The 23,613-nt window shown below is 55.8% G+C and carries 19 protein-coding genes and 1 tRNA gene; 17 read left to right on the top strand and 3 right to left on the bottom strand.

Annotated features, from left to right (window positions below; genetic code table 11):
• The first annotated feature begins 129 nt into the window (after positions 1-129).
• The 16 genes from KEHDKFFH_RS18105 to KEHDKFFH_RS18030 all read left to right on the top strand — a co-directional run bounded on the left by KEHDKFFH_RS18105 (position 130) and on the right by KEHDKFFH_RS18030 (position 20,635).
• The gene (locus KEHDKFFH_RS18105) at positions 130-420 is read left to right on the top strand and encodes a YeaC family protein (protein WP_104323203.1); all 291 of its coding nucleotides are present in this window, start codon (positions 130-132) and stop codon (positions 418-420) included.
• A complete protein-coding gene (locus tag KEHDKFFH_RS18100; protein WP_104323202.1) occupies positions 417-1,256 on the top strand; it encodes a DUF2797 domain-containing protein in 840 nt (279 codons plus the stop codon). Before KEHDKFFH_RS18105 ends, KEHDKFFH_RS18100 begins: the two co-directional genes overlap by 4 nt.
• 82 nt (positions 1,257-1,338) lie before the next feature.
• Entirely contained in the window at positions 1,339-3,981 is a 2,643-nt protein-coding gene (gene pepN / locus KEHDKFFH_RS18095; RefSeq protein ID WP_104323201.1) for an aminopeptidase N, read from the top strand.
• A 136-nt stretch (positions 3,982-4,117) separates the two neighbouring features.
• Entirely contained in the window at positions 4,118-5,506 is a 1,389-nt protein-coding gene (locus KEHDKFFH_RS18090) for a DUF1329 domain-containing protein (protein ID WP_104323200.1), read from the top strand.
• A gap of 146 nt (positions 5,507-5,652) precedes the next feature.
• Positions 5,653-6,801: a WD40/YVTN/BNR-like repeat-containing protein gene (locus KEHDKFFH_RS18085; RefSeq protein ID WP_241956554.1), complete on the top strand. Its 1,149-nt coding sequence runs from the start codon at positions 5,653-5,655 to the stop codon at positions 6,799-6,801.
• A 46-nt stretch (positions 6,802-6,847) separates the two neighbouring features.
• A complete protein-coding gene (locus KEHDKFFH_RS18080; RefSeq protein ID WP_104323198.1) occupies positions 6,848-9,232 on the top strand; it encodes an efflux RND transporter permease subunit in 2,385 nt (794 codons plus the stop codon).
• 185 nt (positions 9,233-9,417) lie between these two features.
• On the top strand, positions 9,418-10,401 hold the full coding sequence (locus KEHDKFFH_RS18075) for a TAXI family TRAP transporter solute-binding subunit (protein ID WP_104323197.1): 984 nt from the start codon (positions 9,418-9,420) through the stop codon (positions 10,399-10,401).
• Positions 10,402-10,484: 83 nt separating this feature from the next.
• A complete protein-coding gene (locus tag KEHDKFFH_RS18070) occupies positions 10,485-13,088 on the top strand; it encodes a TRAP transporter permease (RefSeq protein WP_104323196.1) in 2,604 nt (867 codons plus the stop codon).
• A 152-nt stretch (positions 13,089-13,240) separates the two neighbouring features.
• The gene (gene thrS, locus KEHDKFFH_RS18065) at positions 13,241-15,166 is read left to right on the top strand and encodes a threonine--tRNA ligase (RefSeq protein ID WP_104323195.1); all 1,926 of its coding nucleotides are present in this window, start codon (positions 13,241-13,243) and stop codon (positions 15,164-15,166) included.
• Positions 15,163-15,708 carry a translation initiation factor IF-3 gene (infC, locus tag KEHDKFFH_RS18060; protein ID WP_075267677.1) on the top strand — a complete coding sequence of 182 codons (546 nt, stop codon included), beginning with the start codon at positions 15,163-15,165 and terminating at the stop codon, positions 15,706-15,708. The genes thrS and infC overlap by 4 nt, the downstream gene beginning before the upstream one ends.
• Positions 15,709-15,803: 95 nt before the next feature.
• A complete protein-coding gene (rpmI, locus tag KEHDKFFH_RS18055) occupies positions 15,804-15,995 on the top strand; it encodes a 50S ribosomal protein L35 (RefSeq protein WP_007151842.1) in 192 nt (63 codons plus the stop codon).
• Positions 15,996-16,045: 50 nt separating this feature from the next.
• Complete coding sequence (gene rplT, locus KEHDKFFH_RS18050) at positions 16,046-16,399, top strand: 50S ribosomal protein L20 (protein WP_008170485.1); 354 nt, start codon at positions 16,046-16,048, stop codon at positions 16,397-16,399.
• A 152-nt stretch (positions 16,400-16,551) separates the two neighbouring features.
• Entirely contained in the window at positions 16,552-17,550 is a 999-nt protein-coding gene (gene pheS, locus KEHDKFFH_RS18045) for a phenylalanine--tRNA ligase subunit alpha (RefSeq protein ID WP_104323194.1), read from the top strand.
• Positions 17,551-17,610: 60 nt separating this feature from the next.
• Positions 17,611-19,983, top strand: a complete 2,373-nt coding sequence (gene pheT, locus KEHDKFFH_RS18040) for a phenylalanine--tRNA ligase subunit beta (RefSeq protein ID WP_104323193.1) — start codon at positions 17,611-17,613, stop codon at positions 19,981-19,983.
• Positions 19,984-19,986: 3 nt separating this feature from the next.
• A complete protein-coding gene (gene ihfA / locus KEHDKFFH_RS18035) occupies positions 19,987-20,289 on the top strand; it encodes an integration host factor subunit alpha (RefSeq protein ID WP_007151838.1) in 303 nt (100 codons plus the stop codon).
• On the top strand, positions 20,270-20,635 hold the full coding sequence (locus KEHDKFFH_RS18030; protein WP_008170477.1) for a MerR family transcriptional regulator: 366 nt from the start codon (positions 20,270-20,272) through the stop codon (positions 20,633-20,635). The genes ihfA and KEHDKFFH_RS18030 overlap by 20 nt, the downstream gene beginning before the upstream one ends.
• Before the next feature lie 68 nt (positions 20,636-20,703).
• Here KEHDKFFH_RS18030 and KEHDKFFH_RS18025 read toward each other — a convergent pair whose 3' ends face one another.
• Complete coding sequence (locus tag KEHDKFFH_RS18025) at positions 20,704-20,892, bottom strand: YgaP family membrane protein (RefSeq protein WP_104323192.1); 189 nt, start codon at positions 20,890-20,892, stop codon at positions 20,704-20,706.
• Positions 20,893-21,020: 128 nt separating this feature from the next.
• Between KEHDKFFH_RS18025 and KEHDKFFH_RS18020 the strand changes: the two genes are divergently transcribed.
• Complete coding sequence (locus tag KEHDKFFH_RS18020) at positions 21,021-21,644, top strand: Crp/Fnr family transcriptional regulator (RefSeq protein WP_104323191.1); 624 nt, start codon at positions 21,021-21,023, stop codon at positions 21,642-21,644.
• Between the two features lie 62 nt (positions 21,645-21,706).
• Here the strand turns inward: KEHDKFFH_RS18020 and KEHDKFFH_RS18015 are convergent.
• A tRNA-Pro gene (locus KEHDKFFH_RS18015) sits at positions 21,707-21,783 on the bottom strand.
• 117 nt (positions 21,784-21,900) lie between these two features.
• Positions 21,901-23,544: an FMN-binding glutamate synthase family protein gene (locus KEHDKFFH_RS18010; protein ID WP_104323190.1), complete on the bottom strand. Its 1,644-nt coding sequence runs from the start codon at positions 23,542-23,544 to the stop codon at positions 21,901-21,903.
• Between the last annotated feature and the right edge of the window lie 69 nt (positions 23,545-23,613).

Raw genomic sequence — 23,613 nt, 5'->3', positions numbered from 1 at the left:
TAAGCTCCTGATGAGAGAGGCCAAATGATACGACCGTCGTCATTTGGTGAAGTAATGATAATCATTATCGTTTGATTCTGTCAAACGGTTCCGCCACATTTTTTATGAACGTTTTTTCAGGAGAGCGGGATGACCTACGAAGAACTGATCGAGCGACTGGATCCCAATGTCTACCGGAGTCTCCGGCAGTCAATTGAACTCGGTAAATGGCCAGATGGCCGTAAACTGACGCCCGAACAGCGTGAAATCAGCCTGGAGGCGGTGATCTACTACGAGAACCTGCACAACATTCCCGAAGAGGAGCGCACCGGCTACCTCGATCGGGGCAGCAAGGCGGGGACCGCCTGTGATCCGTCGGTTCAGCGCACGCAGGGTAAAGGCGACGTCGATCCAGACCAGTATGTTGAGGTCAAGTCTTGAGCGAACTGATTGATGTCACCGGCAGGCTGCGCAAAATGCCGGTGGAGGCGGGTGATCCGGTGGCGTACTCCATTGCTGTGGGCGACACCCGCATTCCTCTGAACGACTTGATTGGCCGGCCGCTGCGTCTGGATTTCGATGGCGTGATCCGGTGCATCCACTGCGACCGGAAAACCAACAAGAGCTTCAATCAGGGCTTCTGTTTTCCCTGTTTTCGTAAGCTGGCGGTCTGTGACAGTTGCATCATGAGTCCGGAGAAGTGCCACTATCACCTTGGTACCTGCCGGGAGCCGGAGTGGGGAGAAACCCATTGCATGGTGGAACACGTGGTGTATCTGGCCAACTCCTCCGGATTGAAGGTTGGCATTACCCGTGGATCCCAGGTGCCAACACGCTGGATCGATCAGGGGGCAGTAGACGCCATACCGATGGTTCGAGTTGCGACGCGGTATATTGCCGGGCTGGTCGAAGTTGCCTGCAAGGCCCATGTCGCTGACCGGACCAACTGGCGGGCCATGCTCAAGGGCGATGTTCCCGAGCTGGACCTGGCAGAAGAGCGTCAGCGCATGCTCGGGCTGATCGCTGACGATCTTGAGGCGCTACGGCAAGCCCATGGTCAGGATTCGATCCGGGAAGTCGACGAACAGGGTCTTGGCCTGAGCTATCCCGTCAAGGTCTGGCCAGAAAAGATCAAAACTCATAACCTCGACAAAACGCCGGAGGTGGAGGGCGTCCTCGAGGGCATAAAGGGGCAGTACCTAATCCTGGATACCGGTGTGATCAACATTCGGAAATTCACCGGTTATGAAGTCCGTTTCCGGGTCATGGAAGGCTGACAGCGCCTTGCCCGGCTCATCTTTTCATGTCGGCGGGTGCTGAATATACGCACCTGCAGGCCGCGAACTCTGGAGAAAACCAATGCGTACCAGCCAGCCACAGACCATTTATCTGAGCGATTACAAGGTACCTGCGTATCTGGTCGACACTGTAGACCTGCGCTTCGAGCTTTTTGAAGACGGGGCGCGTGTGCACAGCACGCTTGAGGTTCGCCGCAATCCGGAATCTGGTGAAGTGTCTGCGCCCCTGGAGCTCGATGGCGACAGTCTGACGCTGGAATCCGTCACCCTGGATGGCGCCGAGCTGGCAGAGGGTGACTATGAGGACCGGGGCGACCAGCTTGTGGTCCGGTCGGTTCCGGAGCAGTTCTCTTTGACCGTGGTGACGTGGATAGAACCCCAAAACAACACCCGTCTGGAGGGGCTGTATAAATCCTCGGGCATGTTTTGTACCCAGTGCGAGGCTGAGGGATTCCGCTGCATCACGTTTTTCCCGGACCGTCCAGACGTGATGGCCCGTTTCCGCACTCGCATTGAGGCCAACAGGGACGCCTATCCGGTGCTCCTGTCCAACGGCAACGATGTCGAGAAAGGCGAGCTGGAAAACGGCCGGCATTTTGTCACCTGGGAAGACCCGTTCCCCAAGCCCTGCTACCTCTTCGCCCTGGTGGCCGGAGACCTGGTAGAGAAACGGGATACCTTTTCCACGTGCTCGGGGCGTGACATTGATCTGCGCATGTACGTGGAGCCCCGCAATGCCGAGAAGTGCGATCACGCCATGGACTCCCTGAAGCGGTCCATGCGCTGGGATGAGGAAGTCTATGGTCGTGAGTACGACCTCGATATCTTCATGATTGTGGCGGTGGACGACTTCAACATGGGCGCCATGGAGAACAAGGGCCTCAACATCTTCAACTCCTCCTGTGTGCTGGCCAGCCAGGAAACCGCGACGGACATGGCATTCCAGCGTATCGAGGCCATCGTTGCCCACGAATATTTCCATAACTGGTCCGGCAACCGGGTTACCTGCCGCGACTGGTTCCAGCTCAGCCTGAAAGAGGGCTTCACGGTATTCCGGGATTCCCAGTTCTCAGCAGACATGGGCTCTCCGACAGTCAAGCGGATTGAGGATGTGACCCTGCTGCGTACGGCCCAGTTTGCTGAAGACGGAGGCCCCATGGCGCATCCGGTGCGGCCGGCTTCCTACATGGAAATCTCCAACTTCTACACCCTGACCATTTACGAAAAGGGTGCAGAAGTCGTGCGCATGATCCACACCCTGCTGGGGCCGGACATGTTCCGTAAGGGCAGTGATCTGTATTTTGAGCGTCATGATGGCCAGGCAGTAACAACCGATGACTTTGTAAAAGCCATGGAGGATGCTTCCGGTCGTGACCTGGGCCAGTTCCGCCTCTGGTACGAGCAGGCCGGTACGCCGGTGCTGAATGTTTCGGATGACTATGACGCCGGGAAAGGTGTCTATCGCCTTACTATTGAGCAGAGCATTCCGGATACCCCGGGACAGACCAACAAAAAGCCGCAGCACATTCCGTTTGCGCTTGGGCTGCTAGGGAAGGATGGCCAACCTCTGGCGCTTCAGCTTGAATCCGGATATTCGGGTGCGCCGATGGAGCGGGTGCTTGAGCTGACCGAAGCCGTCCACACTTTCGAATTCCATGGCGTCGAGTCCAGACCCGTGCCATCACTTTTGCGCCACTTCTCGGCGCCGGTTCGGGTTCGCTACAACTGGACCCGCGAGCAGCTGCTCTTCCTGATGAGCCACGACCCGGACGGATTTAATCGTTGGGATGCGGGACAGAGACTGGCGGTCGATGTTATTCAATCGCTAGTCGGTGCGCCGGACGATACGGAAATCGAGCCAAGACTGGTGGAGGCCTATCGCAAACTGATTTCCGACGCCGATCTGGATCAGGCCCTGGTGGCAAAAATGCTGCAGCTTCCTTCAGAAGCGTACCTGATTGAGCTTTCCGAAAACGCCGATGTGCCAGCCATCCACCGTGCCCGTGACGCGGTGCTCCGGCACCTGGCCGGAGCCCTGAAGGGCGAGCTGCTTGCCTGTTATCAGCGGCATCAGGGCAGTGGCCCCTACGAGATAACGCCCGAGGCTATTGCTCGTCGCAGCCTGCGCAATACCGCGCTGGCCTGGTTGCTGTTGATCAATGATGAGGACGGTCGGACTCTGGCGGTCAGCCAGTTGAACGATGCAGACAATATGACCGATCGCATGGGTGCCTTGCGGGCGCTGGTCAATTCAGGCTTTGAGGCTGATCGCCAGCAGGCGCTGGATGACTTCTACGATCGGTTCCAGGACGATCCGCAGGTTGTTGAGCAGTGGTTCTCCGTGCAGGCGGCCAGTGACCAGGCCGGGCAGCTGTCGGACATCCGTAAACTTCTGGAGCATCCGGCGTTCGACTGGAAAAACCCCAACAAGATTCGCTCCGTGGTGGGAGCGTTTGCGGGCCAGAATCTGGCTGCGTTCCACAATCCGGACGGCTCTGGTTACGAATTTCTGGCGGACCAGGTCTGTCGCTTGGATGACAGCAACCCGCAGATTGCCGCGCGCCTGGTGACGCCGCTCACCCGATGGAGAAAGTTTGCGTTCGCGTACAGCGCTCAGATGAAATCCGCTCTGGAGCGGATTCGCGACAAATCCGGATTGTCCCGGGACGTTTATGAGGTGGTGCACAAGAGCCTTGCGGAGTGAAGTCAGATACAAAATCGCACTTTCGGTCGATAGACTTTAGTCTGGGATCGGGTAATCTGGAATAACGTCTGTAATTCCATCAGACGACAATAAAAAAGCCTCCGCAGAGGCTTCCAGACGCACTTAAGGTTTCACAATGATGTATAACAAAAATGCGATTCTCGGCGGCCTGCTGGCTCTCTCCGTGGCATCAGCGCCTGCGTGGGCGGCGGTCTCCGCCAGTGAAGCGGCCCGTCTGGGCCAGGAGTTGACACCCTTTGGCTCGCCCAAGGCCGGAAACAGTGCCGGCACCATCCCGGCCTGGACCGGAGGGCTGACAGAGCCGCCTCCCGGCTATGAGGGCAGCGGGCAGCATCACATCAATCCGTTCCCGGATGATGAAGTCCTGTTTACCATCACGCCTGCCAACATGGATCAGTATGAGGAGTACCTCACTGATGGTGTGAAGGCGATGCTCGAAACCTACCCGACCACATTCCGGGTGCCCGTTTACCAGTCCCGTCGTACCCACGCGGTTCCCGATTGGGTGGCTGAGAATACCCGTGAAAACGCCGTAAACGCAGAAATCGTCGGCCAGGGCGAAGGCCTGGATGGAGCCTTTGGCGGCTATCCGTTTCCGATCCTCCACGGCAACGACGAGCAGAAGGCCTGGCAGGCGGTCTGGAACCATCTGACCCGCTGGCGCGGCGTGTCTGTTACCCGGCGCTCCAGTGAGGTGGCGGTCCAGACCAACGGCGACTATTCGCTGGTTACTTCCCAGCAGGAAGCCTTCTTCAACTTTTACAACCCGGAAGGTGGTGAAGAGGATCTGGATAATGTGATCTTCTACTACCTGTCGTTTACCCAGTCACCACCCCGTCTTGCCGGTGGTGCGATTCTGATTCATGAGACCCTGAACCAGATCATCAATCCCCGCAATGGCTGGGGCTACAACGCCGGCCAGCGTCGGGTACGCCGGGCGCCAAACCTCGGGTACGATTCCCCGATTGCAGCGGCTGACAACCTCCGGACTGCGGACGATACCGACATCTTCAACGGGGCCCTGGATCGCTATAACTGGAATTACGAAGGCAAGCGGGAAATCTACATCCCGTACAACAATTACCGAATTGGGGAAAAAGGCCTTCCTTACGAGGAAATCCTGGGTATTTCCCATCTGAATCCGGATCTCACCCGTTGGGAACTTCATCGTGTGCACGTGGTTGAAGCCACGCTGAAAGACGGTGAGCGCCATATCTACGGCAAGCGCCGCTTCTACATCGACGAGGACAGCTGGAACACGGTTCTGCTGGATCAATACGACGGTCGCGGCGAACTCTGGCGTGTGACGATGGGGCTTCCAAAAAATTATTATGAACTTCCGGGTGTGTGGACGGTTCTTGACGTCTATCATGACCTTCAGGCCCGTCGTTATCACGTACTCGGCCTGGACACAGAAGAGGCCAATACCCGCGTGTTCACCGACGAGGTCCCGAACAAGCGTTACTTCTCGCCGGCTTCCCTGCGCCGCAGGAGTGTTCGCTAACGCACTGTTGGCCGAGGGATGCGTCCCCGCCCACAGGAAGTGGCGACCCGACATACCGGCAACCGTAAGGTTGCCGGTATGTTTACAGTTATTCCCGGCTTTGCCGGTCAGAGACACAGTTCAATACAACATAATAGGCAATCTGAATGGCTAAAAGGTTGATGTGCAAGACTCTGGGCGCTGCCTGCCTTGGACTTTCCATGGTCTGGTCTGCCCCTGCAGCGTTTGCGCTTGCAGATATCATCGAAACCCCGGCCCGGCCGACGGATCTGGCCCCGGAAAATCTTCTCACCGATGCGACCCGGGTTGGAGATCGCATTGTGGCCGTGGGAGAACGCGGCCATATCATTTACTCGGATGATGAGGGGAAAACCTGGGTTCAGGGTGAGGTACCTGTTTCTGTGACCCTGACAGGGATCGATTTTGGCTCCGACAGCCATGGCTGGGCAGTGGGCCACAGCGGCGTTGTTCTTCATACCAGTGATGCCGGGGCCACCTGGAGCCTTCAGATTGATGGCATCCGCGCCATGGAACTGGCCATTGAGAGCCGGGAAGAGCAGATTGCCGCCATGCAGGAGAGGATCGAAGAAGCGCCTGAAGAAGAGAAAGAAGATCTCGAGTGGGCGCTGGACGACCTTTACTTTGCCCTTGAGAACATTCAGGCGGACATGGACATTGGTCCAGTTAACCCGCTGCTGGATGTCTGGTTTGAAAACGAGAACCGCGGTTTTGTGGTGGGCGCTTACGGTATGTTCCTGCGCACCTTGGACGGCGGTGAGACCTGGAAAGACTGGGCGCCAAGAATTGATAACCGGCAGAACTTCCATCTCAATGGCATTACCCAGATCACGGGTGGTGCCCTGGTGGTCGTTGGTGAAGCCGGTCAGATACATGTCTCTGTAGACGGTGGTGAGACCTTTGAGCGTCGTGAGGCGCCTTATGAGGGCTCCCTGTTCGGTGTGATCGGTACAGGCCAGGTGAACGAGATTCTCGCCTTCGGCCTTCGTGGCAACATGCTGTTCTCTTCAGACCTCGGCAGAAGCTGGCGGATGGTTCCCAATTCAGCCGGGACTACGCTCAACGACGGCGTCGTTTCTGAAGATGGTCGGATCACCCTGGTAGGTAATAGTGGTGCGGTACTGATGAGCACCAATGGCGCCGAAACCTTCCGCGAGCATTTCCGAAGTGATCGTGAAGGTGTCATGAGCGCGGTGCCTATTTCAGGAACAGACCTGCTGATTGTCGGCGAAGGTGGCGTAAAAATCACAGACGCCCGTGGAAGAAACCTTCAATAACGCCCTGATGTGGCAACAACCGAACGAACAATAGAGGGGCTTTTGAATGTCCAACCCTAAGCATGACAAGGGCGAGCACTATCTGACCACGCCCAAGGCTGAACCCTTTCTCGAAAGGCTGATCTTCAATAATCGGCCAATCATTCTTGTCGTCTTCGCCGTATTGACGCTGTTTCTGGGTTATAACGCCGTCAAGATCCAGCCGGATGCCAGCTTCGAGCGGATGATTCCGCTTGAGCATCCCTACATTGTAAATATGCTTGAGCACCGGGATGATCTTGAAAACCTCGGTAACTTCGTTCGTATCGCCGTCGAGGTAGAAGAGGGCGATATTTTCACCCAGGAGTACATGGAAACCCTGAAGCAAATCACCGACGAGGTTTTCTATCTCAACGGCGTGGATCGTTCGGGTCTCAAATCCCTCTGGACGTCGAATGTCCGCTGGGTTGAGGTAACCGAACAGGGTTTTCAGGGTGGCACTGTCATACCGGACGGCTATGACGGCTCCCGGGACAGTCTAGAGAAACTTCGCCAGAACGTTCTTCGTTCTAACGAAGTCGGGCGCCTGATCTCTGATAACTTCAAATCAACGATCGTTTACGCACCGCTCTACGAGAAAAATCCGGAAACCGGTGAGGCTCTGGACTACGGCGAATTTTCCCGTCAGCTTGAAGAAAAGATTCGGGACAAGTACGAAGAACAGAATCCGAACATCCAGATTCATATCGTCGGCTTTGCCAAGAAGGTCGGCGATCTGATTGAGGGGATAGGTTCTATCGCCTGGTTTGCAGGGATTACCATCCTGCTGACCACGCTGCTGTTGTTCTGGTACTCGCGGGCTATTGCCGGCACCCTGGTTCCCGTCTTCACCTCAATCATTGCGGTTTTCCTGCAGCTGGGAACTCTTCGGCTTCTGGGCTATGGTCTTGACCCGTATTCGGTGCTGGTACCCTTCCTGGTGTTTGCCATCGGCATCAGTCACGGCGTTCAGATTGTGAATGCCATGGCCGTTGAGGCTGCCAAGGGCTTTGATGCGGTGACTGCCGCGCGCCTGGCTTTCCGCGCTCTATACATACCGGGCATGCTGGCTCTGATTTCGGATGCCTTTGGCTTCCTGACCCTGTTCTTTATCGAGATCGACGTTATCCGGGACCTGGCTGTTGCCGCAGGTATTGGTGTGGCGTTCGTGATCTTCACTAACCTGGTGTTGCATGTACTGATAATGTCTTACGTCGGTATCTCCAAGGGGGGTATCCGTCACGTGCAGAATCACGGCGAAAAACAGGATCGGAAATGGCGTGTTCTGTCCTACTTCTCCCATCCGGGCGTTGCGCCGATATCGCTTCTCATAGCGGTGATTGGCCTTGGTCTTGGTCTTTACTATAAGCAAAATCTCAAGATTGGGGATCTGGATCAGGGTGCACCCGAGCTGCGAGCGGACTCCCGTTATAACAAGGACAATGCCTACATCATCAATAATTACTCGACCAGTGCGGATGTATTGGTGGTGATGGTCAAGACGCCGGAAGAGCAATGCACTCAGTACAATGTGCTGCGGGCCATGGATACTCTGCAATGGGAGCTTCAAAACACGCCGGGCGTGCAGTCTTCGGTATCACTTGCTGATGTTTCCAAGATGGTGACCAAGGCGCTGAACGAGGGCAACTGGAAGTGGTATGAAATCTCCCGCAACCAGACCATCATCAATGCGTCGATTCGTGAGGCACCTGCCGGGTTGATTAATACTGACTGCAGCCTGACTCCGGTGTTGGTATTCCTTGAGGATCACAAGGCAGAAACCCTGGAAACCGTCGTTGAGCGCGTCGAACAGTTTGCGGAGAAGAACAGTACTGATGAGCACAGGTTCCTGCTGGCGGCGGGTAACGCCGGTGTCGAGGCTGCTACCAACGAGGTTATCTCCGGCGCCAAGGATAAGATGCTGATCCTCGTTTACAGTGTGGTGAGTTTGCTTTGCTTCGCGACGTTCCGTTCGATGCGTGCGGTGCTGTGTATCGTGATACCTCTGGGACTGACTTCGATCCTGTGTGAGGCGATCATGGCGGTGTCCGGCATTGGTATCAAAGTGGCGACCCTGCCGGTTATCGCCCTGGGTGTCGGTATAGGTGTCGACTACGGCATTTATATCTACAGCAAGCTTGAGAAATACCTGCTTGAGGGCAAAACCCTTCAGGAGGCTTACTACGAGACCCTGCGCTCCACTGGTAAGGCGGTTATGTTTACCGGTGTGACTCTGGGTCTGGGTGTTGTCACCTGGATATTCTCGCCCATCAAGTTCCAGGCCGACATGGGCTTCCTGCTGTTCTTCATGTTCCTCTGGAACATGGTGGGAGCCATCTGGCTATTGCCGGCTCTGGCCCGGTTCCTGCTGCGGCCGGATCAGATGCTTGCCAAAGCTCGAGCTGCGAAATAACATTCGCACCGACCTGCAAAAAAGCCCGCGTTGCGGGCTTTTTTGTTGTCTGGTCAACCGGTTAGCGAGCTAATCCATACTTTATTTATGGTGTGAAGTGGTCTATGTTCTAAGACGACCATGATGTCTGTCTGTGGAAACAAACAGGCAGTTGATTATAACGATCAGAAAAAGGAAGAACTCACATGACACTGAAACTCAAAGCCTCCGCATTCGCTGTCGCTGCTGCAGTCAGCCTGGGTGCTGCTTCCACCTCCGTTTCCGCTCAGGAGCAGCGCTTTGTAACCATCGGCACCGGCGGTGTAACCGGCGTTTATTATCCGGCTGGCGGCGCGATCTGTCGTCTGGTGAACATGGACCGTAAAGAGCACGGTATTCGCTGCTCTGTCGAGAGTACCGGTGGTTCCGTCTACAACCTGAACGCAATCCGTCAGGGCGAGCTTGATCTGGCAGTGGCCCAGTCTGACTGGCAGTACCACGCCTACAACGGCACCAGCCAGTTCAAGGACGACGGCGCCAACAAAGATCTTCGCGCGGTCTTTTCACTGCATCCGGAGCCATTCACCGTTGTTGCCAGCAAGGGCTCAGGGATCAAGTCTTTTGAAGACCTGGAAGGCAAGCGCGTATCCGTCGGTAACCCTGGTTCGGGTCAGCGTGCCACCGCTGAAGTCCTGATGGATGAGATGGGCTGGACGCTGGACAAATTCTCTCTGGCTGCCGAAATCAAGGCTGCAGAGCAGTCCCAGGCTCTTTGTGATGGCAATATTGATGCCTTCTTCTACACCGTTGGTCACCCCTCCGGTGCCATCAAGGAAGCGACGACTTCCTGTGACAGTGTTCTGGTTAACGTTGACAACGCCGCTACCGAGAAGCTGATTGACGAGAACCCGTACTACAGGAAAGCGGTTATTCCTGGCGGTATGTATCGTGGCAGTGACAACGACGTTACCACCTTCGGCGTTGCAGCAACCTTCGTCTCATCCACTGATGTGCCCGATGATGTTGTTTACGCCGTTGTGAAGGCTGTCTTCGAGAATTTCGACAGCTTCAAGCGTCTGCATCCGGCGTTTGCCAACCTGAACAAGGAAGAAATGGTCTCTGATGCCCTGAGTGCGCCTCTGCACCCGGGTGCTGCCAAGTACTACAAGGAAGCTGGCCTGATCGACTGATCTGTCTGCACTTGGACTCAGCGGGCTTCGGCCTGCTGAGTCTTCCTTTCAGAGACTCACCTCTCACGTTACGGGACTAACTTATGGCGACGAGCGATCCGGCTAACGGAGCTGGTGCTGGTGGTGGTAATAATGTAGACGAGATCCTGCAGACTGAAACCGGGGGCAGGGCGACCAGCGGGTATGCCGCAGTTATTCTGTTTATCGTTCCCCTGGTGTGGTCGTTGTTTCAGCTCTGGATTGCGTCACCGCTCCCTTACATTTTCAATTTTGCCATCTTCAATTCCACGGAAGCGCGTTCTATCCATCTTGCGTTTGCGGTTTTCCTGGCGTTTTCGGCCTTCCCCATGATCAAGGGGCGGCACGTGAATGTCGTGCCCATCTACGACTGGATTCTGGCGCTCGCTGCCGCTTTCTGCGCCTCCTATCTTTACGTTTTTTATCAAGAGCTTTCGACACGCCCCGGAGCGCCTATCACCCAGGATCTGTGGGTTGCGCTGGTCGGGCTCGTGCTGTTGCTGGAAGCGACCCGTCGCGCACTGGGGTTGCCACTGACCATTGTCGCCGCTGTCTTTATTACTTATTCAATTGCCGGCCCCTACATGCCGGATGTGATTGCCCACAAAGGTGTAAGTCTGAGTAAATTGGCGTCGCACCAGTGGCTCGGTACCGAGGGTGTGTTTGGCGTTGCGCTCGGGGTTTCCACGAGCTTCGTTTTCCTCTTCGTGTTGTTCGGTGCGCTGCTCGAGAGAGCTGGCGCCGGTAACTACTTTATTAAAGTCGCTTATGCCATGTTGGGACATATGCGTGGTGGTCCCGCCAAAGCTGCCGTGGTTTCCAGTGGTTTGAGCGGCGTTATTTCCGGTTCGTCTATTGCCAACGTCGTCACTACCGGCACGTTCACCATTCCGCTGATGAAGCGAGTTGGTTTTCCGGCCACCAAGGCCGGCGCAGTGGAAGTGGCCGCATCCACTAACGGCCAGCTGACACCTCCGATCATGGGCGCGGCCGCTTTCCTGATGGTCGAATACGTAGGTATCTCCTACCTGGAAGTCATCAAGCACGCCATCCTGCCGGCGATGATTTCCTACGTGGCACTGATTTATATCGTGCACCTTGAGGCCTGCAAGCTGAACATGCAGGGCATTGAGCCTCTCAACAAGCCGACTCTTGCCCAGCGGATGCTGAACTGGGTCGTTATTCTCATTGGCCTGAGTGTGCTGACCCTGGTGGTGTATTACGGGATCGGCTGGACGAAGACGCTTTTCGGTGAAGCGGCGATCTGGGTGTTGGCGCCTTTGCTGGTGCTGATCTATATCGGCCTGGTTGGCTATGCCACCCGATTCCCGGAACTCGAGGAAGATGATCCGGAAAAGGAGATGGGTGACTTGCCGCCGGTTGGTCCGACTGTGAAGACCGGGCTGTACTTCCTTCTGCCCGTAGTGGTGCTCGTGTGGTGTCTTACGGTTGAGCGTTTCTCGCCCCAGCTGTCGGCGTTCTGGGCGACGCTGTTCATGATTTTCATCGTCGTTACACAGCGACCGTTGAAGGCCTTCTTCTACAAGCACGGCAACTTCCTAACTGCCTTTAAGGACGGCGCATTCGATCTTGCGCATTCGCTTGCCACTGGTGCCCGGAACATGGTGGGTATCGGCGTGGCCACCGCCACCGCCGGTATCGTGGTGGGTACGGTTACCCTGACAGGTATCGGACTGGTGATGACCGAATTTGTAGAGTTTCTGTCTGGGGGCAACCTGCTGCTGATGCTGATCTTCACGGCCATTATCAGCCTGATCCTCGGCATGGGTCTGCCGACCACTGCCAACTACATCGTTGTGTCCACGCTGATGGCGCCGGTAATCGTCACTCTGGGCGCCCAGAATGGGCTGATCGTGCCGCTGATTGCGGTGCACCTGTTCGTGTTCTACTTCGGCATTCTGGCGGACGATACCCCGCCCGTGGGGTTGGCGGCTTATGCCGCCGCTGCCATATCCGGAGCCGATCCTATACGAACGGGTATCCAGGGCTTCACCTACGACATCCGCACGGCGATCCTCCCGTTCATGTTTATTTTCAACACCCAGTTGTTGCTCATTGGCCTGACCGGATGGTTTGACCTGCTGGTTACGATCGCCAGTGCAGTCACCGCGATGTTGGTCTTTTCCGCGGCCACGCAGGGGTTCTGGTTTACCAAGAGCTACAAGTGGGAATCGCTGTTGTTGCTGCTGATTACGTTCACTATGTTCCGCCCCGGTTTCTGGTGGGATATGGTTTACCCGCCCACGGCAGACCGGCCCGGCGCCGAGATCATGGAATATGTTGAGGATGTGCCGGCAGACAAACCGATTGTCCTGAAGGCTTCCGGGATGACGATTGACGGCGACGAGGTGACGACCTACGTAAGGCTCGAGATTCCTGCTGGTGACACGCCTGAGCAACGCCTGATGGACGCCGGCCTTGAGCTCAGCCCGGATGGCGAAAAGATGGCGGTGGACTTCGTTGGTTTCGGTAGCCCGGCGGAGGATGCCGGAATCCAGTTTGGCTGGACCATCGATGCCGTGCAGGTTGACCTGGAACGGCCGCCAAAAGAGTTGATGTTCATTCCGGCACTGGCGTTACTCGGCCTTCTGGCGTTTGGCCAGTTGCGTCGGCGGGCCAGGGAGGAAGCCGCCGGCCAGCCAGCCTGACGCCACACCTGTCCGTGCAAACCCGGCATTAACCTGCCGGGTTTTTTTCTGTTAGACTTCGCCTCGAAACGGCCCGCGGTTTGTATCGCGCCGTGCCGTCACCATGTGGTCTCTGGTATAGATCACCGCTGAGTAACCAACAGGAGCCTTTCATGCCCGTCGTAACCCTGCCCGATGGTAGCCATCGCAGTTTTGCCGAACCCGTAACCGTTCATGATGTCGCCGCCGATATCGGCGCTGGCCTTGCCAAAGCCGCCCTTGCCGGGAAGGTAGATGGCCAGCTCGTGGACACCAGTTATCGCATCGAAAACGATGCCGAGCTGGCGATTGTCACCGAGCGTGATGAAGAGGGCGTTGATATCATTCGCCATTCTACGGCGCACTTGATGGCCATGGCTGTCCAGGAACTGTTTCCAGGGGCCCAGGTCACCATTGGCCCGGTTATCGACAATGGCTTCTACTACGACTTCAAGTACGACCGCCCGTTCACCAATGAGGATCTGGCGCGGATCGAGAAGCGGATGGAGGAGCTCTCCAAACAGGACTTGCCGGTTTCTCGCTCCATCATGTCCCGCGATGAGGCGATCAAGCTCTTTGAGGATATGGGCGAAGAATACAAGGTTCGTATCATTCAGGACATTCCCGGCGATGAGGACCTTTCGTTTTACAGTCAGGGCGATTTTATCGACCTGTGCCGCGGTCCCCACGTTCCCAGCACCGGCAAGCTGAAGGCCTTCAAACTGACCAAGGTGGCCGGCGCCTATTGGCGTGGCGACACCAGCAATGAGCAGCTTCAGCGCGTGTACGGAACCGCCTGGGGTAACAAGAAGGATCTCAAGGCCTATTTGCACCGTCTGGAAGAGGCCGAGAAGCGGGATCACCGCAAGGTCGGCAAGAAGCTTGGCTTGTTCCATATGCAGGAAGAAGCGCCGGGCATGGTTTTCTGGCACCCGGATGGCTGGTCGCTGTATCAGGAAGTTGAGCAATACATGCGCCGCAAGCAGCAGGAGCATGGCTACAAGGAGATCAAGACGCCACAGGTGGTGTCGCGGACCCTGTGGGAGAAGTCAGGGCACTGGGACAAGTTCAAGGACGACATGTTCACCACCGAGTCGGAGAAGCACGACTACGCCATCAAGCCCATGAACTGTCCCTGCCACGTGCAGGTCTTCAACCAGGGCCTGAAAAGCTACAAGGATCTGCCCCTGAGACTGGCAGAATTCGGCTCCTGCCACCGGAACGAGGCCTCCGGAGCGCTGCATGGACTGATGCGTGTTCGGGGCTTTACCCAGGATGATGCCCACATTTTCTGCGAAGAAGATTCTATTCAGCAGGAAGTCTCGGCATTTATTGAAATGCTGCACGAGATCTACACAGACTTCGGGTTTACCGAGATCCTGTACAAACTCTCAACCCGTCCAGAAAAACGGGTTGGCTCCGATGAGGTCTGGGACAAGGCGGAAGCCGCTCTGGAAGAAGCGCTGAATCGCGAAGGGGTAGACTGGGAATTGCTGCCGGGCGAAGGCGCCTTCTACGGGCCCAAGATCGAGTTCTCGCTGAAAGACTGTATCGGACGGGTATGGCAGTGTGGCACTATTCAGGTGGACTTCTCGATGCCGGGTCGTCTGGGTGCGCAGTATGTTGCCGATAATTCCGAGCGGAAGACCCCGGTCATGCTGCACAGGGCGGTATTGGGATCCTTTGAACGTTTTATCGGTATCCTGATCGAAGAATACGAAGGTGCATTCCCGACCTGGCTGGCGCCGACCCAGGTGGCGATCCTCAATATCACCGATAATCAGCGTGATTATTGTCAGAATCTGGCGAAAAAGTGGGATTCTTTGGGCTATAGGGTTAATGCTGACTTGAGAAACGAGAAGATCGGCTTTAAAATCCGCGAGCATACTCTTAACAAGGTTCCCTACCTTGTCGTTGTCGGTGACAAAGAAGTCGACAACAACGCCGTTGCGGTGAGAACCCGCAAGGGCGAAGATTTGGGAACTTTATCGCTTGAAGCGTTTGAGCAACTCTTAAGTGAAGATGTTGAACGCAAGGGCAAAACAAAGACGGAGATCTGATTATTAAACAGCGAGCGAATCGGGGTGGGCGCACACCAAAGGCGCCTATCAATGAGAATATTGACGCAACCGAAGTCCGACTGATTGACGCAGAAGGCAACCAGGTCGGTGTAGTACCAATAGAGGATGCTCTCAAGCAAGCAGAAGAGGCATCTCTTGACCTGGTCCAGGTTACGGATTCCGATCCGATCGTCTGTAAGATAATGGACTACGGCAAGAAAATCTTCGACGAGAAGAAGGCCAAGGCGGCTGCCAAGAAAAAGCAGAAGCAGACGCAGGTCAAAGAGCTTAAGTTCCGACCAGGAACTGAAGAAGGGGATTATCAGGTCAAACTACGCAACCTGGTACGTTTCCTTGAAAACGGGGACCGCGGCAAAATCACTATCCGCTTCCGTGGCCGTGAGATGGCACACCAGGAAATTGGTATGCAGCTCATGCAGCGCATAGAAGCAGATATTGAAGAGCTTGCCCAGGTAGAGATGCGGCCGAAAATGGAAGGCCGGCAGATGACCATGGTTGTGGCGCCCCGCAAGAAGAAGTGAACCTGATCGGGTGCTGGTCCCCCGCGCATGCGGGGGATTTGTCGTTCAGGGGCACATTATTGTTTATTTAAAAATAGAATGCGGAGTTTTAAAAAATGCCTAAGATGAAAACCAAAAGCGGAGCCACCAAGCGGTTCAAGAAAACCGCCACCGGCTTCAAGCACAAGCAGTCCTTCACCAGTCACATCCTGACCAAGAAGAGCCCAAAGCGTAAGCGTCAGCTGCGCGGCACCAAGCTCATCGCCAAGTCGGATGTTGCATCTATCAAGCGTATGACCGCGTGCTGATCCAGCCGCGAGAATCATTCCTTAGAAAGTACAGGTAGAAGGATTAAAGTATGGCTCGTGTAAAACGTGGTGTGGTCGCACGCCGTCGTCACAAAAAGATTCTCAATCAGGCCAAAGGTTACTACGGCGCTCGTAGCCGGGTATTCCGTGTAGCCAAGCAAGCGGTTATCAAGGCCGGTCAGTACGCTTACCGTGACCGTCGTAACCGCAAGCGTGCTTTCCGCGCTCTGTGGATTGCCCGTATCAATGCTGGTGCCCGCGCTAACGGTCTGTCTTACAGCCGTCTGATCGCTGGTCTGAAAAAGGCTAACGTTGAAATCGATCGTAAGGTTCTGGCCGATCTGGCCATGAACGAGCAGCAGGCGTTTGCCGCTGTTGTTGAGAAGGCCAAAGCGTCCCTGTGATCGCTTAGCTCTTTCATCGATTGCTGATCGATATGGGCGTCTCATGATTTCATGACGGCGCCTCCTGATAGGGGAAGGGCACGCTCTTCCCCTATTTTTGTTTTTGAAGTTACGTTTTTAAGCACTTCCATTTCTGGTTTGGAGCAGGGTCAATGGAAAACCTGGAGCAACTGGTTCAGGACGGTCTGGCAGCAGTTGATAGCGCCGACAGCCTGCAGGCACTTGATCAAATTCGTGTTGAGTATCTTGGCAAGAAGGGTGTGATTACCCAGCAGGCGAAAACCCTGGGCAAGCTTTCTGCTGAGGAGCGCCCTGCCGCCGGCCAGAAAATCAATGAAGCCAAGGGGCAGGTCGAAGAAGCCATCAATGCCCGGCGAAGCGATCTTGAGCGTGCCGCAATCGAGCAGAAACTTGCCAGTGAATCCATTGATGTGACTCTGCCCGGCCGTGGTCAGGACTTGGGCGGATTGCACCCGGTTACCCGTACCCTGCAACGGATCGAGCATTTCTTCGCCCGGGCCGGCTATACCGTCGAGCAGGGGCCCGAGATCGAAGACGATTACCACAACTTCGAGGCCCTCAACATCCCTGGCCACCACCCGGCTCGCGCGATGCACGATACGTTCTATTTCAATCCGGGCACCCTGCTGCGAACTCACACTTCGCCGGTACAGATTCGAACCATGGAAGCGGGCAAGCCACCCTTCCGGATGATCTGCCCAGGCCGGGTTTACCGCTGTGATTCGGATATGACGCACACCCCGATGTTCCACCAGGTGGAGGGGTTGCTGGTCGAGAAAAATGTCAGCTTCGCGGATCTCAAAAGTACTGTTGAAGAATTCCTGCGAGTGTTCTTTGAGAGGGACCTTCAGGTCCGTTTTCGGCCCTCCTATTTCCCGTTTACCGAGCCCTCCGCAGAAGTGGACATTGAATGGGGGCGGGAAGCCGATGGCAGCATCAAGTGGCTTGAAGTCATGGGCTGCGGAATGGTGCATCCCAAGGTGTTTGAATATTGCGGAATCGATGCCGAGGAATACCGTGGCTTCGCATTTGGCATGGGTGTAGAGCGCCTGGCCATGCTTCGCTACGGCGTGAACGATCTGCGTATGTTTTTCGAGAATGATCTGCGCTTCCTGCGACAGTTCCGTTAACCGGCAAGATCACGGCATCCAATCAAACAGGCATAACCGCATCAGGACAAGGCAATAACCATGAAATTCAGTGAACAGTGGCTGCGCGAGTGGGTAAACCCGCAAATCGATACCCAGGAATTAATGGACCAGATCACCATGGCAGGTCTGGAAGTGGACGGTTTCGAGCCGGTGGCCGGTCAATTCAGCGGCGTGGTCGTTGGAGAAGTTCAGTCAGTAGGGCCACATCCTGACGCAGACAAGCTGCGGGTTTGCCAGGTCAGTGATGGTGCCTCCGAGGTTCAGGTGGTCTGTGGCGCTCCCAATGTCCGTGAAGGTATGAAGGTGCCTTTTGCCGTGGTGGGTGCGGTTTTGCCCGGTGATTTCAAAATCAAGAAGGCCAAACTTCGCGGTCAGCCTTCTGAGGGCATGCTTTGTTCCGAGTCAGAGCTTGGGCTCTCCGATGATCACGATGGCCTGATGGAGCTTCCGGCGGACGCACCGGTGGGGCAGGACGTGGCCGATTACCTGAAGCTGAACGATGTCACAATTGATGTGGATCTGACTCCGAATCGCGCCGACTGCCTGTCTATCAAGGGTATCGCCCGTGAAGTGGGTGTTCTGAACAGCATGCTGGTCAACAGCCCGGCAATCGAGCCCGTGGAATCGGTGCACTCTGAAGTACCTGATATCCGGGTGGAAGCCCCGGCAGGCTGCCCGCGGTATCTTGGCCGTATTCTGCGCAATGTGAACCTGCAGGCGGAATCGCCCCTGTGGATGCAGGAAAAACTTCGCCGTTCAGGTATTCGCTCCATTGATGCCGCCGTGGATGTCACCAACTACGTCATGCTGGAACTTGGCCAGCCCATGCACGCCTTCGATCGTGACGAAATCCAGGGCGGGATCGTTGTCCGTATGGCGCGAATTGGTGAAAAGCTGGTTCTGCTGGATGGTCAGGAGGTCGAGCTCACCCAGGGAACCCTGGTGATTGCGGACCATGAGAAGCCGATCGCCATTGCCGGTGTCATGGGCGGTGAGCATTCCGGAGTCAGTCCGAAAACGCGGGACCTGGTGCTGGAATCCGCTTACTTCGACCCGATTACGCTGGCGGGCAAGGCTCGCCACTATGGCTTGCACACTGACGCATCGCACCGGTTCGAGCGAGGTGTTGACTACAAGTTGGCGCGCGATGCGATGGAGCGTGCCACCCGGTTGCTGATGGACATCGTTGGTGGTGAACCTGGCGAAATCGTCGAAGTTGCCAGCGATGAGGATATTCCAGAGGATCGGGTTGTCGACCTGCGAGCCCGCCGGCTTAACGATGTTCTGGGTATGGAAATTGATCGCACCACCGTCGAGGAGATCCTGACCCGGCTCGGCCTGCGAGTGGAAAAGCTCCTGAAAGACGGCTGGCGTGTCAGTGTGCCCAGCTTCCGCCCGGATATCTCTATTGAAGAAGACCTGATCGAGGAAGTCGGTCGAATTTATGGCTACAACAATCTGCCCGTAACCGAGCCTACGGGCTCACTCGGTCTGCGCCCGGAGCAGGAGGCTGTTCGCCCGGTCTCGGCCATCCGCAACTTTTTTGTGGATCATGGGTACCAGGAGGCGGTGACCTACAGCTTTGTCGATCCGAAGGTTCAGCAACTGGTGGATCCCGATCGTCAGGGCATCGCGCTGGCTAATCCGATTTCCTCGGATCTGTCGGTGATGCGCACCAGCCTCTGGAGTGGCCTGCTGAAAACCGTGGCCCATAACCAGAATCGCCAGCAGCCGCGCATACGTCTGTTCGAAACCGGTCTGCGCTTCCTCCAGGAGGGCGAGCGGATTGATCAACAACCGATGCTGGCCGGTGTGGTGGTTGGCAGCCAGTATCCAGAAAACTGGGCAAACGGTCGCAGAACCGCGGATTTCTATGATGTAAAAGGGGATTTGGAGAGTCTGTTCAGTCTGCTGGGCATTGAGATCCATTTTGTTGGCAGCCAGCATCCTGCGCTGCACCCGGGACAGACTGCGGAACTCATGCGTGACGGCGAGCACGTGGGCTGGCTGGGGACTCTGCATCCACAAGTTCAGAAAAATCTTGAACTTAATGGCACGATCCTGATGTTTGAGCTATTCTTGAATTCAATCGTTACCGGATATGTGCCTAATTTCAAAGAAATTTCAAAATTCCCGGAAGTTCGTCGGGATTTGGCTATTATTATCGGAAGCGAGGTAGCGTTCGCCGATGTGGAGCGTGTAGCGAGAAAGCATGCCGGCGAGCAGCTGACAGCGTTGCGTGCGTTCGATGTCTATGAGGGCGAGAGTCTGGGTGAGGGTAACCGAAGCCTGGCTCTGAGTCTGTTCTGGCAGCACCCCGAACGTACATTGAACGAGGATGAAGTGCATTCGCTCTTCAACGGTGTGATCGACGCATTGAAAGAAGAGCTGGGAGCAACACTGAGGAGTTGAGAGATGGCGGCTTTGACGAAAGCGGAAATGGCGGAGCGGTTGTACGAGGAATTGGGCCTGAACAAACGCGAAGCCAAGGAAATGGTAGAAGCTTTTTTCGATGAGATCAGAGGCGCTCTCAGCCACAATGAACAGGTGAAGCTGTCGGGTTTCGGTAACTTCGATCTGCGGGACAAGAAGCAGCGGCCGGGACGGAACCCGAAAACCGGTGAAGAGATTCCGATCAGTGCACGGCGTGTCGTTACGTTTCGCCCGGGACAAAAACTAAAGCAAAAAGTAGAAGCGTATGCTGGAACCCAGTCATAACAACGAACTTCCCACCATTCCGGGGAAGCGTTATTTCACCATTGGTGAGGTAGCGGAGCTGTGTGCTGTGAAAGCACACGTACTGCGGTATTGGGAACAGGAGTTTCCGCAGCTGTCGCCGGTGAAGCGTCGGGGCAACCGTCGGTATTATCAACGGGCGGACGTTATTACCATCCGCCAGATTCGTAGCCTGCTCTATGACCAGGGCTACACTATCGGTGGTGCGAAGCAGAAGCTGAGCAGTCACGAGGTGAAAGACGATACCTCCCAGTACAAGCAGCTGATCCGGCAGATGATTACAGAGCTGGAAGAGGTGCTCGAGGTTCTCAACGCGCCGGTCAAATAGTGCTTCCGAAGCTGTGAAGAAAAACCGGGATAGCGAAAAGCTGCCCCGGTTTTTTTATGCCTGCACGGTTACTGCTTTTTGCAGGTCTTGATGCCCAGCAGGGAATAGGCAGGGCAGTTGCCAACTGCGGCGGTAGCTAGAGGAATAATGCCGATCCAGCCCCAGGCGGTTTGTGGGCCCACAAATACGAGGGCCAGCAGTACAATGCCGACAATGGCGCGAATGATACGGTCCGCAGATCCCATATTGACGCTCATGATCCGTTCTCCTTGCTTGATATGCGATGACAGGAAGAACTTTAACGTCTGCTCGCAGAAGGTTCAGTGATAAAGTCACACAGGGCTGGCCGCCGGGTAAGTTAATCTAATGACCTATGGAAAAGCCGATGTTGCAGCACAGCATTCTTGAAACATTGCCTGGGCCTCTTCGCAGAGAAGCCCTGAGCGGCCTGCAGCCTCTTCACTTCGAGCATGGAAAGATTCTTTTCCGGGCCGGGGATCCCTGTCAGGGGCTCCCTCTGGTACTGAATGGAAGCGTGAAGGTTCAGATGACCGGCCTGTCCGGTCACAGCATCGTGCTGTATCGGATGGGGGCTGATGAAATTTGCACACTGTCTATCGGGTGCCTGATGACAGGCGATGGCTTTCGCGCAGAAGCAGTGGTTGAGGATGATGCCGAAGTGTATATGGTGCCCAGAGGGTTGTTTGACCGGCTGATGGACCAGTCTGCTGATTTCCGGCTTGGCATTATGGAATCCTACGGACGCCGCTTGAATGACCTGATGTTACTGGTGGAAGAGGTCGCGTTCAGGCGCATGGATGAACGGCTGTTTCAGTGGCTCGAGGCCAGGGTCGGGCAGGGAGTGATCACGATTACCCATCAGGAGCTCGCCGTGGAGTTGGGAACCGCCAGGGAAGTGGTTAGCCGGCTGCTGAAAGAGTTTGAACGCAAAGGCCTGCTGAGGCTCGCCCGGGGAAAGATCGAGTTCACCGATTCGTTTCCCCGGTAAGCCCGGGAAGCAACCAGGAAGCAAAAAGCCCGGACCTTTGGCCCGGGCTTTTTGTCGGAATCTGGTCGGGACGGTAGGATTTGAACCTACGACCCCTTGCACCCCATGCAAGTGCGCTACCAAGCTGCGCTACGCCCCGATTCGCTCTTTGCCACCGGAAGAAACTTGAGAGTATTCTCAGTGGCTTAGCGGGAGCGAAGTCTACACGAGCCCATTGAAAAAATAAACATCCGATGGTGATTTTGATGCCCGTTTTTTAGCGTAGCTTGGTTTCCCGGAGTTTCAGGATAAATTCGGGTGGTTCGAAGGTGTCCGGCCGAGCGACCTCCCAGTATTTATCGAAGATCGTCAGTCCGGTTTTCCCCTCAAGCAGGGCACCCGGTTCCAGGAAAGGAAAGAGGTCCATGTAGGAGTGTACCTCTGTTTTCGAAACCCGCCGTACGATGTGCTCGGGGCCGAGTTCGGATGGATGTCTCAGGCCTGAGGCCTCAAGCAGGTTTTGCAGGGCATCCAGGGTATTCTTGTGGTAGTTGTACACCCTCTGGCTCTTGTGCTCCACATCCAGCTTGTTGCCGCGCCGGGGGTCCTGGGTGGCCACCCCGCTGGGGCAGCGCCCGGTATGGCAATTGAGCGCCTGTATGCAGCCTAGCGCAAACATATAGCCCCGAGCGGCATTGCACCAGTCGGCGCCCAAGGCCAGGGTTCGGGCAATATTGAAGGCCGAGGTAATCTTGCCTGCGGCTCCAATGGCAATGTCTTCGCGAAGGTTGGTGCCAACAAGGGTGTTGTGAACTAGCAAAAGCGCTTCCGTCATCGGCATGCCGAGCCGGTTGATAAACTCCAGAGGCGCAGCGCCAGTGCCGCCTTCGCCGCCATCAACGACGATAAAATCAGGTTTTCGCCCGGTTTCCAGCATGGCTTTGACGATGGCGAACCATTCCCAGGGGTGACCAATGGCGAGCTTGAAGCCTACAGGTTTGCCGCCAGACAATTCACGCAGCCGGTCTATAAATTCCAGCATTTCTATTGGTGTTGAGAACGCCGAATGGCTGGCAGGAGAGACACAATCCTCGCCAACGGAAACGCCTCGTGCGTCGGCGATCTCAGGCGTCACCTTAGCGCCTGGCAGGATGCCACCATGACCGGGCTTGGCGCCCTGGGATAGTTTGAGTTCTATCATTTTGACCTGATCAAGTGTGGCATTCTGACGGAACATGTCCTCGTTGAAAGAACCATTTTTGTGGCGGCAGCCGAAATATCCGGAACCGATCTCCCAGACCAGGTCGCCGCCGGGTTGACGGTGGTAGCGGGAAATGGAGCCTTCGCCGGTATCGTGATAGAAGCCGCCCATTCTGGCGCCTGTGTTCAGACTGAGAATGGCGTTGGCCGAGAGTGAGCCGAAACTCATGGCGGAAATGTTGAATACACTTGCGTTGTAGGGCTTGTCGCAATTCCTGCCGATCAGAATCCGGAAGTCGCTGCCGCTCAGTCGGGTGGGAGCAAGCGAGTGGTTCATCCACTCGAATCCTTCCTCATACATGCCGAGTTGGGAGCCGAAAGGGCGCTTGTCGAGGACATTCTTCGCGCGCTGATACACGATCGTGCGCTGTTCCCGTGAGAATGGGCGCTCTTCAGTGTCTGACTGGATGAAATATTGGCGGATTTCAGGCCCCACGGATTCGAGCAGGTACCGGAAGTTGGCCATGATGGGGTAATTCCGGCTCACTGTGTGCTTCCGCTGCAGCAGATCGTAGGTGCCCAGGGCCGCGAAAGCACCGAATATCAACGGAAAGACATAACCGGCATCCAGAGCTATGGCCAGACCAAGGGAAACGACAAAACCGATAATGCTCAGTGCATAGGCCGTATAGCGAAGCGGAAAGGTCTTGGTTTTTTCCATGGAATCCTCTGGTTGTCTGGCAAAGCCGGCTTGAACAGCGCGGTACGTGAAGAAGAGTTTAGTCGAACG

This window comes from Marinobacter maroccanus (assembly GCF_002933275.1).
Taxonomy (GTDB): Bacteria; Pseudomonadota; Gammaproteobacteria; order Pseudomonadales; family Oleiphilaceae; genus Marinobacter; species Marinobacter maroccanus.
The sequence above is the reverse complement of the archived record's forward strand: the minus strand, read 5'-3'. Positions and strand labels throughout refer to the sequence as shown.

Excerpts from the sequence above, each read along its gene's own strand:
- ihfA (WP_007151838.1), top strand. The coding sequence starts at position 19,987 with ATGGCGGCTTTGACGAAAGCGGAAATGGCGGAGCGGTTGTACGAGGAA.
- KEHDKFFH_RS18030 (WP_008170477.1), top strand. The coding sequence starts at position 20,270 with ATGCTGGAACCCAGTCATAACAACGAACTTCCCACCATTCCGGGGAAG.
- thrS (WP_104323195.1), top strand. The coding sequence starts at position 13,241 with ATGCCCGTCGTAACCCTGCCCGATGGTAGCCATCGCAGTTTTGCCGAA.
- pheT (WP_104323193.1), top strand. The coding sequence starts at position 17,611 with ATGAAATTCAGTGAACAGTGGCTGCGCGAGTGGGTAAACCCGCAAATC.
- KEHDKFFH_RS18105 (WP_104323203.1), top strand. The coding sequence starts at position 130 with ATGACCTACGAAGAACTGATCGAGCGACTGGATCCCAATGTCTACCGG.
- KEHDKFFH_RS18080 (WP_104323198.1), top strand. The coding sequence starts at position 6,848 with ATGTCCAACCCTAAGCATGACAAGGGCGAGCACTATCTGACCACGCCC.
- KEHDKFFH_RS18085 (WP_241956554.1), top strand. The coding sequence starts at position 5,653 with ATGGCTAAAAGGTTGATGTGCAAGACTCTGGGCGCTGCCTGCCTTGGA.
- KEHDKFFH_RS18020 (WP_104323191.1), top strand. The coding sequence starts at position 21,021 with ATGTTGCAGCACAGCATTCTTGAAACATTGCCTGGGCCTCTTCGCAGA.
- rpmI (WP_007151842.1), top strand. The coding sequence starts at position 15,804 with ATGCCTAAGATGAAAACCAAAAGCGGAGCCACCAAGCGGTTCAAGAAA.
- KEHDKFFH_RS18010 (WP_104323190.1), bottom strand. The coding sequence starts at position 23,544 with ATGGAAAAAACCAAGACCTTTCCGCTTCGCTATACGGCCTATGCACTG.
- pepN (WP_104323201.1), top strand. The coding sequence starts at position 1,339 with ATGCGTACCAGCCAGCCACAGACCATTTATCTGAGCGATTACAAGGTA.
- rplT (WP_008170485.1), top strand. The coding sequence starts at position 16,046 with ATGGCTCGTGTAAAACGTGGTGTGGTCGCACGCCGTCGTCACAAAAAG.
- KEHDKFFH_RS18075 (WP_104323197.1), top strand. The coding sequence starts at position 9,418 with ATGACACTGAAACTCAAAGCCTCCGCATTCGCTGTCGCTGCTGCAGTC.
- KEHDKFFH_RS18025 (WP_104323192.1), bottom strand. The coding sequence starts at position 20,892 with ATGAGCGTCAATATGGGATCTGCGGACCGTATCATTCGCGCCATTGTC.
- KEHDKFFH_RS18070 (WP_104323196.1), top strand. The coding sequence starts at position 10,485 with ATGGCGACGAGCGATCCGGCTAACGGAGCTGGTGCTGGTGGTGGTAAT.
- KEHDKFFH_RS18090 (WP_104323200.1), top strand. The coding sequence starts at position 4,118 with ATGATGTATAACAAAAATGCGATTCTCGGCGGCCTGCTGGCTCTCTCC.
- pheS (WP_104323194.1), top strand. The coding sequence starts at position 16,552 with ATGGAAAACCTGGAGCAACTGGTTCAGGACGGTCTGGCAGCAGTTGAT.